Source organism: Streptomyces lunaelactis, assembly GCF_003054555.1.
GTDB classification, from domain to species: Bacteria; Actinomycetota; Actinomycetes; order Streptomycetales; family Streptomycetaceae; genus Streptomyces; species Streptomyces lunaelactis.
On record NZ_CP026304.1, the window covers coordinates 4,736,890 to 4,749,551 of the forward strand.

10 protein-coding genes, 1 tRNA gene and 1 pseudogene are annotated in these 12,662 nt (G+C 68.6%); 3 read left to right on the plus strand and 9 right to left on the minus strand.

Annotated features, from left to right (window positions below):
* Window positions 1-205 precede the first annotated feature (205 nt).
* Entirely contained in the window at window positions 206-652 is a 447-nt protein-coding gene (locus SLUN_RS21865) for a hypothetical protein (RefSeq protein WP_108150834.1), read from the minus strand.
* 78 nt (window positions 653-730) lie between these two features.
* Between SLUN_RS21865 and SLUN_RS42710 the strand changes: the two genes are divergently transcribed.
* Window positions 731-916 (plus strand): DUF6233 domain-containing protein, encoded by a 186-nt coding sequence (locus tag SLUN_RS42710; protein ID WP_503461801.1) that lies wholly within the window; start codon window positions 731-733, stop codon window positions 914-916.
* Window positions 917-1,258: 342 nt separating this feature from the next.
* On the opposite strand, the gene SLUN_RS39545 is transcribed toward SLUN_RS42710, so the two are convergent.
* The 5 genes and pseudogenes from SLUN_RS39545 to mptB form a co-directional block, all read right to left on the minus strand.
* Window positions 1,259-1,783, minus strand: coding sequence for a hypothetical protein (locus tag SLUN_RS39545; RefSeq protein WP_159100301.1), 525 nt, complete (start codon window positions 1,781-1,783; stop codon window positions 1,259-1,261).
* An 831-nt stretch (window positions 1,784-2,614) separates the two neighbouring features.
* A tRNA-Pro gene (locus SLUN_RS21880) sits at window positions 2,615-2,688 on the minus strand.
* A 133-nt stretch (window positions 2,689-2,821) separates the two neighbouring features.
* A pseudogene (locus SLUN_RS21885) lies at window positions 2,822-3,778 on the minus strand (metallophosphoesterase).
* The gene (locus tag SLUN_RS21890; protein WP_254709884.1) at window positions 3,673-5,106 is read right to left on the minus strand and encodes a glycosyltransferase 87 family protein; all 1,434 of its coding nucleotides are present in this window, start codon (window positions 5,104-5,106) and stop codon (window positions 3,673-3,675) included. The pseudogene SLUN_RS21885 and the gene SLUN_RS21890 overlap by 106 nt, the downstream one beginning before the upstream one ends.
* Window positions 5,103-6,542 (minus strand): polyprenol phosphomannose-dependent alpha 1,6 mannosyltransferase MptB, encoded by a 1,440-nt coding sequence (gene mptB / locus SLUN_RS21895; protein ID WP_371413840.1) that lies wholly within the window; start codon window positions 6,540-6,542, stop codon window positions 5,103-5,105. The genes SLUN_RS21890 and mptB overlap by 4 nt, the downstream gene beginning before the upstream one ends.
* 197 nt (window positions 6,543-6,739) lie before the next feature.
* Between mptB and SLUN_RS21900 the strand changes: the two genes are divergently transcribed.
* Window positions 6,740-7,204, plus strand: coding sequence for a GatB/YqeY domain-containing protein (locus SLUN_RS21900; RefSeq protein ID WP_108150842.1), 465 nt, complete (start codon window positions 6,740-6,742; stop codon window positions 7,202-7,204).
* 145 nt (window positions 7,205-7,349) lie between these two features.
* On the opposite strand, the gene SLUN_RS21905 is transcribed toward SLUN_RS21900, so the two are convergent.
* Window positions 7,350-9,599, minus strand: coding sequence for a transglycosylase domain-containing protein (locus SLUN_RS21905; protein WP_108150844.1), 2,250 nt, complete (start codon window positions 9,597-9,599; stop codon window positions 7,350-7,352).
* Between the two features lie 394 nt (window positions 9,600-9,993).
* Here SLUN_RS21905 and SLUN_RS21915 point away from each other — a divergent pair, with 394 nt between their 5' ends.
* Window positions 9,994-10,338, plus strand: a complete 345-nt coding sequence (locus SLUN_RS21915) for a WhiB family transcriptional regulator (protein ID WP_175255791.1) — start codon at window positions 9,994-9,996, stop codon at window positions 10,336-10,338.
* Window positions 10,339-10,380: 42 nt separating this feature from the next.
* Here the strand turns inward: SLUN_RS21915 and bagB are convergent, their stop codons facing one another.
* Both bagB and bagA read right to left on the minus strand, forming a co-directional pair.
* On the minus strand, window positions 10,381-11,661 hold the full coding sequence (bagB, locus tag SLUN_RS21920) for an ATPase BagB (protein ID WP_108150848.1): 1,281 nt from the start codon (window positions 11,659-11,661) through the stop codon (window positions 10,381-10,383).
* The gene (gene bagA / locus SLUN_RS21925) at window positions 11,658-12,614 is read right to left on the minus strand and encodes an ATPase BagA (protein WP_108150850.1); all 957 of its coding nucleotides are present in this window, start codon (window positions 12,612-12,614) and stop codon (window positions 11,658-11,660) included. The genes bagB and bagA overlap by 4 nt, the downstream gene beginning before the upstream one ends.
* Window positions 12,615-12,662 lie beyond the last annotated feature (48 nt).

Sequence of the window (12,662 nt, forward strand, 5' to 3'; positions counted from 1 at the left end):
TCGACTTCGACGGACGCAGGCCGCGCGCACTGTCAACGACCGCGGTTCCCCGTGGCTCCCCGCTCGATCTGGCGCGGTTGTGGCACGGAGCCCGGCCCTGCGCCGCGCCTTCCGGGTGTTCGGCACGGGGGACCCGGATCTGATCGAGTGGCGGGGTGGCGGCACGGATGTGTGGGCCGAGCCGCCGCCGTGATTCCGGCTACTACTACTTGTTGATCACAGGCTCCGTAATGTTGTAGGAGTTGTTGTAGCCGTAACTGCCAATGGCCTTGTCTCCCGGAGACGCGTAAATCGTTTCCCCGTAGCAGGCGGTCAGTTCGCCGGGTCGGACCACCTTCTCGTTGCAGTTGACTCTGGTTATGAAACTGCCGTCTTTTCTCCTCCAAGTGACTGTGCCCTCGTCGATGAGGATGTTCACCGTTGCGTTGTTTCGCACGAGGAGGACGCCCTGCGCATGGGTCAGGTTTTCAATAATGCAGGCCTGATGGATGACCTTGGTCGACGGGTCGCTGTGCGTTGTCGGGCCGCAGTAGGAGAAGGCGTTGGGAACCCACGGCTGCCAGGTGGGGTAGGCCGAGGCGGGCGTCGACGCGAGGACGACAGCACTCGTGGCGGCGGCGGCCACCGTGACGGCGCGGCGTATCTTGTTCACAGAACTGTCCTTTCCGGGGCAGGAGTTGATCCTGCGCGGGCGCATCGTATGCGAGTTTGATCGTTTTGTGTAAGGTTCATGCGGCTGCGTGAGCTACGCCGCGATCACGCCGCCCTCCGTCCACAGCGCCCCGCACCCCTGGCTCCTGCGGGATGCCGGCCCCGCTCAGTAAGCGGATCACGCGGGAGAGGCGCGGCAGGCGCCCACGAGGGTGTCGAGGCGTGCCAATTCTGCCGCCCGGATACTGCGCTCGGCGCGCTGTGACCAGCGTCCCGGCGCAGCCTGGAGGTATGGGTTATGGGTATGGAACACGCCCCGATGGTCGTGCACCGGATCTCCCCGTCGGGCGGGCGGCGCCTCACCGTCCGTGTCGAGGGCGATGAGCAAATCCTCGGCCTCGCGCGGTCGGACGCTGACGTGATCGAGTTCCTCCGCCGTGCGGGCGTGGAGGACCCTGACGAGTTGGTCCTCGGCGGATCGAAGCTGGCCCGCCAGTCGCTCAGGACCGGCGTCACCTCCCGAGCGAGTTCTGGTGGCGGGCCCAGACCAGTGGAACGCAGAGCCGTGCCACTTGCGACTGCCCATCGCACAAGCCTCGTTCGTCTACTACGGTTCTTGGGCCTCACTCAATGCGCGATCCCTGGCACGTCCGTATGCCTCAGCCGACTTGATCTCTTGACGACTCTGAGCGATCCATGCGACCACTGGCATGTTGACCACCACGAACGTTCCCCATAAGAGGGCGCTGAAGCAGAACCATGCCATGAATGGATCGGCGTCTCCCGATCCGCGGCCAAGCCACGTGAGAGCCAGGCTCACGACCGCCACTAGGGCCGTTGCGGTGAAGGCCCAAACGTAGTAGAGCACTCGGGCGAACCCCTGCAGACCTGCATTGTGTTCGCTCTCCAGTTGCTGGACGCGGGCGCGTATCTCTTGTAGCTCTCCCGGAGATACGCCTGCTTCCCTGGCCCTCAACTTGGCAGCGGCGTCGCGATAGGCGGCGGTCATCGCAGCGCTGTCCTGTCGCGTCCTCTGGGTGATCTGCTGAACCTCAACTACGGCGACGAGCAAGAGCACCGGCGCGACAGCCGCGATGGTGGTGGCATAAGGCTCTGTCATCTTCATACTCATTGCGCCATTTTGATCCTGGGGCCCGGGTTGGGGCACGATTTTGTCTGCACGGCTTGAAGCGATGGGCCGAGGTCGGCGGAGCGGGTTTGGCCGGTGTCCTGCCTGGTTGGGGGTCGGGCATGATCAGGGGGCCGTACGCTTTCCGGCTGCTCGGGCAGGTTTGTTCCCTGCCCGCAATGTGTTCGAGTGGCCCCCTGGTCTTGCTCGACGCGGGTCCCGGATCGGGGAGGTGGGTAGAGCCGTGGAGCCGTCCGTCCCCACCCCCGGCCTGGTTCTTTCGCCCCTTTGTGGGCGCGGGTGGGCGACGACGTGCGGCCCCGGTGGCGTAGACATGGAGGGGCAAGCGCGGCGGCGTCCAGCCGGCGCCGCCGCGCTGTGCGCGGCACCTCTGATCTCTGATCAGACTGCTACGCAGTTCAGGAGGCCGGGAATGCAGACGTTCGATGCGTCGAGTGTGGTGTTCTCCCGAGCGTCCGCCTCTTCCCCCGGGCTTGGGAGTGCTGGTGTGCTTGGCGTCTTCTGGGGCCACTTGGGCGCATGGCAGGCATGGGACAGAGTCCGGCCGATGTGGCTGGGCTGCGACCGGACCCGGGTCGGGCAGCGAGCGGAGCGAGCCTTGATGATGTAGGGAAACTCGGTCCGCGCTGCGACTCAACTGGGTCTAAAACTGACGATCATCGTTGACACCTGGGTCTCCGATCAGTACGGAGATCCACATGCCGGGAGTGGATTTCCTTGATCCACTCCCCAGTCACTCCCGAAACGTCCAGAACGCAGGTCAGGCCCGGTCTTCCATGATGGAAGACCGGGCCTGACCTGGTGTTACAGCTGTCGGGGTGGCGGGATTTGAACCCACGACCTCTTCGTCCCGAACGAAGCGCGCTGCCAAGCTGCGCTACACCCCGATGTCACCGCTGTCGCGGCGACATCGATTACTTTAGCCCACCCGCGCCTGGAGGCGAAATCCGGTTTTCGCGCCCCCACCGCCGCCCCCGCCTACGCCCCACAGCCCGACATCACGCCCGTCGGTACACGCCCTCAGACCCGCTCCGTCAGCGTCAGCAGCGTCGCCTCCGGTGGGCACGCGAAGCGACCGGCGTGTAGCGGCTCGTGCCGCAGCCCGCCGAGACATGCAGGTACGAGACGTTCCTCCAGGCCCCGGCCCCGGACCGCCCCGATACCCCCGGACCGGTGCGTGGAGAGGCCCTTCACCCGGTCCGTGTCCAGATCGCAGTTGGTGACCAGCGCCCCGTAGAAGGGGATGCACAGCTGCCCGCCGTGCGTGTGGCCCGCCAGGATCAAGGGGTAGCCGTCCGCCGTGAAAGCGTCGAGGGTGCGCAGATACGGGGCGTGGACCACCGCCAGCGACAGGTCGGCGTCCGTCTCCGGGCCGCCCGCGACCAGCTCGTAGCGGTCGCGCTTGATGTGCGGGTCGTCGAGGCCGGTGAACGCGATCTCGTAGCCGTCCAGCTTCAGCCGGCCGCGCGTGTTGTTCAGGCCCGCCCAGCCCGCCGCGTCGAACGCGTTCCGCAGGTCCTCCCACGGGTTGTGGACCACGCCGACGGCCGGTGCGTTGCCGTTCAGGCCGTGGCGGCCCTGGGCCTTCTCGAAGAGATAGCGGGCCGGGTTACGGAGCTGGGGGCCGTAGTAGTCGTTCGAGCCGAAGACATAGACGCCGGGAAAGTCCATCAGCGGGCCGAGCGCGTCCAGGACCTCCGGGACGCCCTCCGGGTCGGAGAGGTTGTCGCCCGTGTTGACGACGAAGTCCGGGCGCAGTCCCGCGAGCGACTGCAGCCAGGCGCGCTTCTTGCGCTGGCCGCTGACCATGTGGATGTCGGAGACCTGGAGTACGCGCAGCGGCCGCATGCCCCGCGGCAGTATCGGCACCGTCAGCCGTCGGAGCCGGAAGGAGCGGGTCTCGACGCCGGCGGCGTAGGCGAGGCCGACCGCGGCGGCTGCCGTGATTCCCAGGGGTACTCCGTAGCGTGCGCGCATGCGTCCATCGTGGCAGACCCCTCAGGGGGAGGACGCCGGGCGGGCACCTCGGCCGCCCCAGGCACCTTCGCCACCCCAGGCATCTTGACCACCTCCGCCACCCCCACGGTCTCCCGTACGGGCAGGGCCAGCAGCAGCCCCAGCGTGATCCAGACGTACGTATTGCTGCCGAGGAAGCCGTCGACCCCCGTCGCGTCCCAGCTCCACAGCCATACGACGCTGCTGCACAGCGCCACATAGACGGCGACGGCCCACCGCAGCAGCCGGCGCCGCCGCTGTCCGCCCTTCGCGGCGAGCAGTCCGGTGTCAATGAGCACAGCGAGGGCCGGGAGCAGCCAGACCAGGTGGTGCACCCAGGTGACCGGGCTGATCAGGCAGGCGAGCAGTCCCGTCAGCGCGAAGCCTGTCTGCTCGTCGCCCGCGGCGGCGGCCCGCCGCACTCGCCAGGCCCAGAGGCACAGGAGCACGATCACGCCGAGCGCCCACACCGTACGGCTGGGGGCGTCGGGTTCCGAGAGGCGGGCCAGGACTCCCTGCCAGGACTGGTTGGAGACATAGGCGAGCGAGCCGACGCGGTCCGTGTTCCACATCGCCTCGGTCCAGTAGACCCGGGACGCGTCGGGGGCCACCCACAGCGCGAGCAGGGTGGCCGAGGTCGCGACACCGGTCGCCGTGGCGGCGGCACGCCAGCGCCGGGTGACCAGCAGATAGCCGATGAAGACGGCCGGCGTGAGCTTGATCGCGGCGGCGATGCCGATGCCGATGCCCGCGAACCGGGCAAGGCGGGGGAACCGCTCGCGGCCGGCCGACAGGAGCCACGCGTCGATGAGTACGAGCGCCAGCAGCAGCAGATTGACCTGCCCGAAGCTGATGGTGTCGCGGACCGGCTCGAGCAGCGCGAACAGGCAGCCCGCTACGGCGAAGGCGAACCACGTGCTCCAGCCCTGCCTGCGGATGGCGGCACCGGCCGAGCAGTACAGGATCGCGGCCCCCGCGGAGGCGTTGAGCAGCAGGCTGATCGCGACGGCGCTCGGCCAGTCGACCAGCGTCATCGGCAGCATGCACAGCGCGGCGAACGGCGGATAGGTGAAGCCGTAGTGCGTCCCCGGCACCAGGTAGTCGTAGATGCGGCCGCTGTCCGTCCAGTGGTCGACGGTTCCGTAGTAGACGCCGAGGTCGAACCAGTCCCGGTGCAGGGGGACCGTCGCGAGGAAGAGCCCGACGGCGGCCGCGAGTCCCAGGACCAGGAGCAGCCGCCCGCGGGTGCTCGTCGGCCACGTGAAGCCGTTCCCCGTCACACTGTTCCCCGTCATCCCGTCTCCCGTCATGCCGCACTCCCCAGACGTCCCAGCGGGTCGCGCGACGCGCCACGTCCCATGAACCGGTGGGCGCACCACAGCGCCAGCACCGCGAGTACGCCGCCGCCCGTCGCCAGCGCCACCTGCGCCCCGTCCGGCGCGAATCCGCTCGGCAGTACGGCCAGGGCCAGCACGGCGCTTGCGGCGGCGACGGCCCTGCGTACGGATCTGTCGGGCCCGGCGGCGGCTATCAGGAACAGCCCCCACAGCACGTACCAGGGCCGTATCGCCGGTCCGAGGACGGCCACCGCCGTCAGGCTCAGCCCGAGCGCGTACACCGGGCGCAGCAGGTGGTGCCGCCGCCAGGCGATGAGTACGGCGAGGGCTGTGGCGGCGAGTCCCATCAAGTGCCAGGCGGGGGCGGCGAATTGGGCCAGTCCGCTGTTGGCGTTCTCCAGCAGGGCCCCGGTCATCCGGCCGAGTGACGAGGTCAGCGACCAGTTCTGCGGCGACACCGGGGTGTCGAGCGCGGATATCCACCCGTACCCCGTGCCGGTCAGGGCGGTGGTCGCGGCCGTGGTGGCGGCGGCGATTCCGGCCACGGCGAGCGCGGCCTTCACGCGCCCCGACCGGCCGCCGAGATTCCGGCCCCAGAGCAGCGCGACGGCCACCAGCCCCAGAGCCGCGGGCGCCTTCACCAGAGCGGCCAGCGTCACCAGGACGACGGCGAGGACAGGCCAGCGGCCCAGCGCGGCCACCAGACCGGCGCCCAGCAGGCCGAGCATGATCGCGTCATTGTGGGCCCCGCCGACGAGATGCAGCAGCACCAGCGGGTTGAGCACGCCGAGCCAGAGCGCGACGGCCGGGTCCGCCCCGCAGTGCCGGGCCAGCGTGGGCAGACAGACGACCATCAGGGCGACCCCGAGCAGCGCGACCAGCCGCATGCCGAACACCCCGGTGGACAACTGGGTGCTGGAGAAGTCGTTTATGGCGTTGGCGAAGGCGAGGAAGACCGGGCCGTACGGGGTCGGGGTGTGCTGCCAGAGCGGTGCCACCTCGTCGGTCAGCGGTCCACCGAGCTGGGAAGGGCCGTACACATACACATCGATGCGGGCGTCGACCATCGCGCCCTGCGCGAGGTAGCTGTACACATCCCGGCTGAACAGCGGCGGCGCCAGCAGCAGCGGTGCCGCCCACAGCACGAGCGTGAGCAGCAGCGTACGGCGGTCCGGCGGTTCGGGCCCGCGTATCGCCCGGCCCAGCAGCGCCCAGGCAGCGACCAGGAGTACGAGCCCGAAGTACGCGCCGGCCAGGCCCGCCGCCGCCAGTCCGGACTCGGGGGCGAGGGCGTCCCGTACGGGCAGCGCCCCCGCACTCACCCCGCCTGCGGCGAGCGCTGCCGAGCCCACCAGCCCCAGCAGTTGGCAGCGGCGGGTGTCGACGACGGGTACGCGGATGGCCAGCACGTGGGCAGACTCTCAACGGGCGATGGCCGAGAGGCGACGCCGTCATCGCCACCGAGCGGCCGCCGTATGTCGGCCGTATTACGGATGCCGGGAAACCACGGTTCGCATGGACACCGTGACTCCGCGCTCGTGGCTCGCAGCCCCTCGCCGCGAAATGCGCGGGCGGGCACTTCGCCGCACCTGACAGACTGGACGGCATGACCACGCTCAAGTCCAAGCTGCAGGAAGACCTCACTGCCGCGATCAGGGCGCGCGACGAACTGCGCTCCTCCACGCTCCGGCTGACCCTCACCGCGATCACCAAGGAGGAGGTCTCGGGCAAGACGGCCCGTGAGCTCTCCGACGACGAGGTGCAGAAGGTGATCGCCAGGGAGGCGAAGAAGCGCCGTGAGGCCGCCGATGCCTTCGCGCAGGGCGGTCGTACCGAGTCGGCCGAGCGGGAGAAGGCGGAAGGTGTGCTGCTCGACGCGTATCTGCCGCAGCAGCTCAGCGACGAAGAGCTGGAGCAGATCGTCGCGGCGGCTGTCGCCGAGGCCAAGGGCGCCGGTGCCGAGGGCCCGCGCGCGATGGGTGCCGTCATGAAGATCGTGAACCCGGAGGTGGCCGGTCGCGCCGAGGGTGGCCGGGTGGCCGCCGCGGTGAAGAAGCTGCTCGCGGGCTGAGCGCCGGCGGACGTACGAAGCCAGGCGCTCGTACACGAAGCCAGGCGCTCGTGCACGAAGCCAGGCGCTCGTACACGAGGACTCGCACACGTACAAAGAGGGGCCCGGGTCGCATGCGACCCGGGCCCCTCCTCACATCCGCCGGCTACCCGAGGTCCGGCCAGCCACCCGTCGAACTGTTGCCGTTCCCGCCGTTCGTCTGACCGCGGTTGGTGCCGCCGCCGATCAGGTCCGGCGGGATCGAGATGCCGGGGAACGGCTCCTGCCCGCCGTTGGTCTGGCCGCCGTCGTCACCGGGCTTGCCGTCGCCGGGCTTCCTCTTGTCCTTCTCCTTCGGGGGGTCCGGGATCGGCACGCTGATGAACGAGGGAGCGGGCTGACCTTCCAGGGCCCCGCTCATCGCGTCGCGCCAGATCGGTCCGGGGACCTGACCGCCGAAGACCTTCTCCTGCCACTGACCGCCGATGGTGATGTTCTCCATCTTCACCTGCTGGGTGGGGCTGCCGACCCAGACCGCCCCGGAGAGGGTCGGGGTGTAGCCGACGAACCAGGCGTTCCTACGGGCGTCCGTGGTACCGGTCTTGCCCGCGTTGTCCCGGCTCTGCAGACCGGCCTGCTGGCCAGTACCGGAGTCGACCACTCCGCGCAGCAGGGTGTTGACGGTGTCGGCCGTCCGCTCGGACATGACCTTGTCGCAGGTGCTCTTCGGCACCCGGAGGCTCTTGCCGTCGGCCGTCCTGATGGACTCGATGGCCGTCGGGGTGCAGTACGTACCGCGGTTGGCGAACGTCGCGTACGCGGTGGCCATGGTGAGGGGCGAAACACCCTTGGATCCCAGGGAGATCGCGGGCACCTCGGGCAGCTTCTCGCCGTTGCCCTGGACGACGCCCATCTTGGTGGTCATCTCCATCACCGGGCACATGCCGATGTCGGCGATCATCTGGACGAAGTAGGTGTTGACCGACTTCGCCATCGCCTCCTTGAGCGCGTACGGGCCGACCTCGGACTCGTCCTCGTTCGGCACTTCGGCGTTGTCGGTGTTCACCCACGGGTTGCCGCTGCAGGTCTGCACGGTCGGGTACGGGATCTTGAACGGCGCCGGGTAGACCTGCGTCGGCGGCCTGCCCTGCTCCAGGGCGGCCGCGGCGACGAACGGCTTGAACGTCGAACCCGTCGGGAAGCCGTAGTTCGAGCCGCCCCTCTGCTTGTCGACCGAGTAGTTGATCTGCGTCTCGGTCTTCCCGAAGCCGTACGGCCGGGACTGGCCCATGGCCATGATCTTGCCGGTGCCGGGCTGGACCATGGTCACCGCGGTGGCCACGCTGTCCGTCTGGTAGACGTGTTCCTTTATCGACGCCTGCGCCGACTTCTGCGCCTTCGGGTCCAGCGTCGTCCTGATCGTCAGGCCGCCCTGGTTCCAGATCTTGGCCCGGTCCTCCTTGTTCTTCCCGAAGACCGGGTCGGAGAGGAACACCTCGCGGACGTAGTCACAGAAGAAGCCCGAGCCGCTGACCGCGGTGATGCAGCCGTTCTTCGGCTTGCTGACCTTCAGGTTGACCGGGGTCGCCTTCGCCCGGTCCGCCTCCGCCTGCGAGATGTCGCGGATGTCGGCCATGCGCTGCAGCACGGTGTTGCGACGCTTGGTCGCCTCCTGTGTGTCATTGACCGGGTCGTAGCGGCTCGGCGACTGGACGATGCCCGCGAGCATCGCCGCCTCCTCCACCTTCAGGTCCTTGGCCGACTTGGAGTAGTAGCGCTGGGCCGCCGCCTCGACGCCGTACGCCTGCTGGCCGAAGAAGGTGATGTTGAGGTAGTTCTCGAGGATCTTCTTCTTGCCCAGCTCTTCCTCGACCTGGATCGCGTACTTGAGCTCCTGGATCTTGCGGCCGAGCGTCTGCTGGGTGGCCTGGGCGACCTTGTCGGGGTTGTCGCCGGCCTCCTCCACGAAGACGTTCTTCACATACTGCTGCGTAAGGGTCGAAGCGCCCTGGGAGACGCCGCCCGACTGGGCGTTGCGGTTGAGCGCGCGCAGTACGCCCTTGAGGTCGATCGCGCCGTGCTCGTAGAAGCGCGAGTCCTCGATGGCGACGATCGCCTTCTGCATGTACGGCGAGATGTCCGCGAGCTTGATGACCGTGCGGTCGCGCGAGTAGACCGTGGCGATCTGGCCGCCCTTGGAGTCCAGGATGGTGGTGCGCTGACTCAGCGGGGGCCTCTTGAGGTTGGCGGGGATCTCGTCGAATCCCTGGACCGTTCCCTTGGCCGCGAGTCCCAGCGCACCGGCGGCGGGCAGGGCGATACCCGCCAGCACCGCTCCCGCGAGAACGCTGACACCGAGGAACTTGGCGGCCTGCTGGGTCCCTGTCAGACCTCCGCCCGAGCGCTTCTTTGGCATGGGGGCAGCCTACGTTCTCATTCGCCGGACACGCGTATATGCCTTGGCCTAAGCTGCTCTCAACTGTCACAGCAGTGCGGTTTCGTATCAAGACCTCCACCCCCCCTGGCTGTTCCCGAATCTGGCAGGCCTCTGTCCGAATCCGCCTCATGCGTCATCGGGCGTCCGTTGTGACTCAACTGAACTGTCCCGGTTTGTCGGGATAGCCTTGTATGCCCTCGGCTCACTCCTCTGGGTGATCTGCCGCGTACGCATAGTCCGTTCGGGCCATTCAAGATTGGGCCCGAAGGGGGTGTTGCGCTGTGCCCACCTTCCGTAACGTCCTCAACTGGCAGCGGTGAATATGCCGCTACCGCCGTGGGGGAGCCTCGATTCGGGAGAGGACGGCGCCGGGATGGGCTGGGTAACCGACTGGAGTGCGCAGGCAGCCTGCCGCACTACCGATCCGGATGAACTGTTCGTACAAGGGGCAGCGCAGAACAGGGCCAAGGCGGTGTGCACCGGATGTCCGGTGCGGACCGAGTGCCTGGCCGATGCGCTCGACAATCGCGTTGAGTTCGGTGTCTGGGGGGGAATGACCGAGCGGGAGCGGCGCGCACTGTTGCGCAGGCGTCCCACGGTCACCTCCTGGCGCGGACTGCTCGAGACCGCGCGGACGGAGTACGAGCGCAGCGCGGGCATTCTGCCCGTGGGCCTCGACGACGACGAGACATACGAGACATACGCGGCGGTGGGATAGCCCTCTCGGGATAGCCCCCCGCTGTTGCTCGACGCAGTTGCTCTACGCAGCTCCGGCCGGAGTCCGACCCCCGGTCGCGAGTCGATCACCGATGGCCCGAAGCCCCGCGAGATCGTGTACATCGCCGGGCAGGGCGGCCACTTGGGCCACCGCCACTTCGGGGTGGAGTGCGGTGAAGCGGTCGCGCGTTCGCTGTTCACGCGCGAGCACCTGCATGCGTTCGGCGTGCAGGCGCAGCAGACCCGCGGTCAGCTGCTCTGTGGTGTGGTCGGGGTGGTCCCCTTGCGCTTCATGTTCGCCGGGGGCGTGGTCCACGGGTGGGGTCTCGGGAGAGGCGGCCGTGGCGTCACGAGCACCAGTCTTCCCGGACTCCTGATCCACAATGCGGCCCTCGTCAAGATTTTCTGCGGCGGCAAGTGCCCGCTCGGCCGACAGCCGGGCGGCGCCGCTGCCGTGCACCCGGTTCAGTACGAGACCGGCGAGCGGCATCTCCTCCGCCGCCAGGCGCTCCACGAAGTACGCCGCCTCGCGCAGCGCGTCCCGCTCGGGCGCCGCGACCACCAGGAACGCCGTGCCGGGGGCCTGCAGCAGCCGGTAGGTCGCGTCCGCGCGGGTGCGGAAGCCGCCGAACATCGTGTCCATCGCGGCCACGAAAGTCTGTACGTCGCGCAGGAGTTGGCCCCCGAGGAGCTTGCCGAGCGTCCCCGTCATCATCGACATGCCGACATTGAGGAACTTCATCCCGGCCCGGCCGCCCATCTTCGCCGGGGCCATCAGCAGCTTGATGAACTTCCCGTCCAGGAAGGACCCGAGACGCTTGGGCGCATCCAGGAAGTCCAGCGCCGAGCGTGACGGCGGAGTGTCGACGACGATCAGGTCCCACTCGTCGCGGGCACGCAGCTGCCCCAGCTTCTCCATCGCCATGTACTCCTGCGTGCCGGCGAAACCGGCCGACAGGGACTGGTAGAAGGGGTTCTCCAGTATCGCGCGGGCCCGCTCGCCGTCCGCGTGCGCCTCGACGATCTCGTCGAAGGTCCGCTTCATGTCCAGCATCATGGCGTGGAGTTCGCCCTCGCCGTCGATGCCCTTGACCTGGCGCGGGGTGTTGTCGAGCGAGTCGATGCCCATGGACTGGGCGAGCCGGCGGGCCGGGTCGATGGTCAGGACGACGACCTTGCGGCCGCGCTCCGCCGCTCGTACGCCAAGGGCCGCAGCGGTCGTCGTCTTGCCGACGCCGCCGGCGCCGCAGCACACGATGATGCGGGTGGCCGGGTCGTCGATGAGCAGGTCGATGTCGAGAGAGGCCGACACGTCCAGAGTCATGAGGCAGCCCCTTGCTTGCGCAGTTCCTTCGACAGTTGGTAGATCCCGGCCAGGTCGACTCCCTCGCTGAGCAGGGGGAGTTCGTACGAGGCAAGGTCCAGGCCGTTCAGCGCGGCCCGCTGCTCGCGCTCCAGCTCGACGCGCTGGGCGTGGTCCGCGGCCTGCTGCAGGAGCGGGGTGACGAGCTTCGCGGAGCCGCTGACGCCCGCCGCCGTGAGCGCCTTGGCGATGTCCGCGCGGTCGCCCGCGGCGCTGCGCACCGCCCCTTCGTCGAGGAGGTGCGGGCGCACCATGTTCACGATCACCTTGCCGACCGGGAGGTCGGCTGCGCGCAGTTCGGCGACGCCGTCCGCGGTCTCCTGGACCGGCATCTCCTCGAGCAGCGTGACCAGATGGACCGCGGTCCCGGCGGACTTGAGGACGCGCATCACGGCCTGGGCCTGGTTGTATATCGGGCCGAACCTGGCCAGCCCCGCGACCTCGTCGTTGACGTTCAGAAAGCGGGTGATGCGGCCGGTGGGCGGGGCGTCCAGCACCACGTAGTCGTACACATAGCGGCCCTTCGCCTTGCGGCGTACGGCTTCGCAGGCCTTGCCGGTCAGCAGCACGTCCCGGACGCCCGGCGCGATGGTCGTCGCGAAGTCGATCGCGCCGAGCTTCTTGAGCGCGCGGCCCGCGGTGCCCAGTTTGTAGAACATCTGGAGGTAGTCGAGGAGCGCGCGCTCGGCGTCGATGGCCAGCGCGAACACCTCGCCGCCGCCCGAGGCGACGGCGATTTTCCGCTCCTCGTACGGAAGCGCTTCCGTCTCGAAGAGCTGTGCGATGCCCTGCCTCCCCTCGACCTCGACGAGGAGAGTGCGCTTTCCCTCAGTGGCGAGGGCGAGCGCGAGTGCGGCGGCCACCGTCGTCTTACCGGTACCGCCCTTGCCGCTGACGACCTGGAGCCTGCTCACGTATTCGAGCCTAACCAGTCGGGCTGCCGCCTACGCACGAGGTGGCAT

Bases quoted from the DNA above. Each gene is read 5' to 3' on its own strand.
- bagB (WP_108150848.1), bottom strand. From the start codon at position 11,661: ATGACTCTGGACGTGTCGGCCTCTCTCGACATCGACCTGCTCATCGAC.
- SLUN_RS39545 (WP_159100301.1), bottom strand. From the start codon at position 1,783: ATGAGTATGAAGATGACAGAGCCTTATGCCACCACCATCGCGGCTGTC.
- SLUN_RS42710 (WP_503461801.1), top strand. From the start codon at position 731: ATGCGGCTGCGTGAGCTACGCCGCGATCACGCCGCCCTCCGTCCACAG.
- SLUN_RS21900 (WP_108150842.1), top strand. From the start codon at position 6,740: ATGACCACGCTCAAGTCCAAGCTGCAGGAAGACCTCACTGCCGCGATC.
- SLUN_RS21915 (WP_175255791.1), top strand. From the start codon at position 9,994: ATGGGCTGGGTAACCGACTGGAGTGCGCAGGCAGCCTGCCGCACTACC.
- SLUN_RS21905 (WP_108150844.1), bottom strand. From the start codon at position 9,599: ATGCCAAAGAAGCGCTCGGGCGGAGGTCTGACAGGGACCCAGCAGGCC.
- SLUN_RS21890 (WP_254709884.1), bottom strand. From the start codon at position 5,106: ATGACGGGAGACGGGATGACGGGGAACAGTGTGACGGGGAACGGCTTC.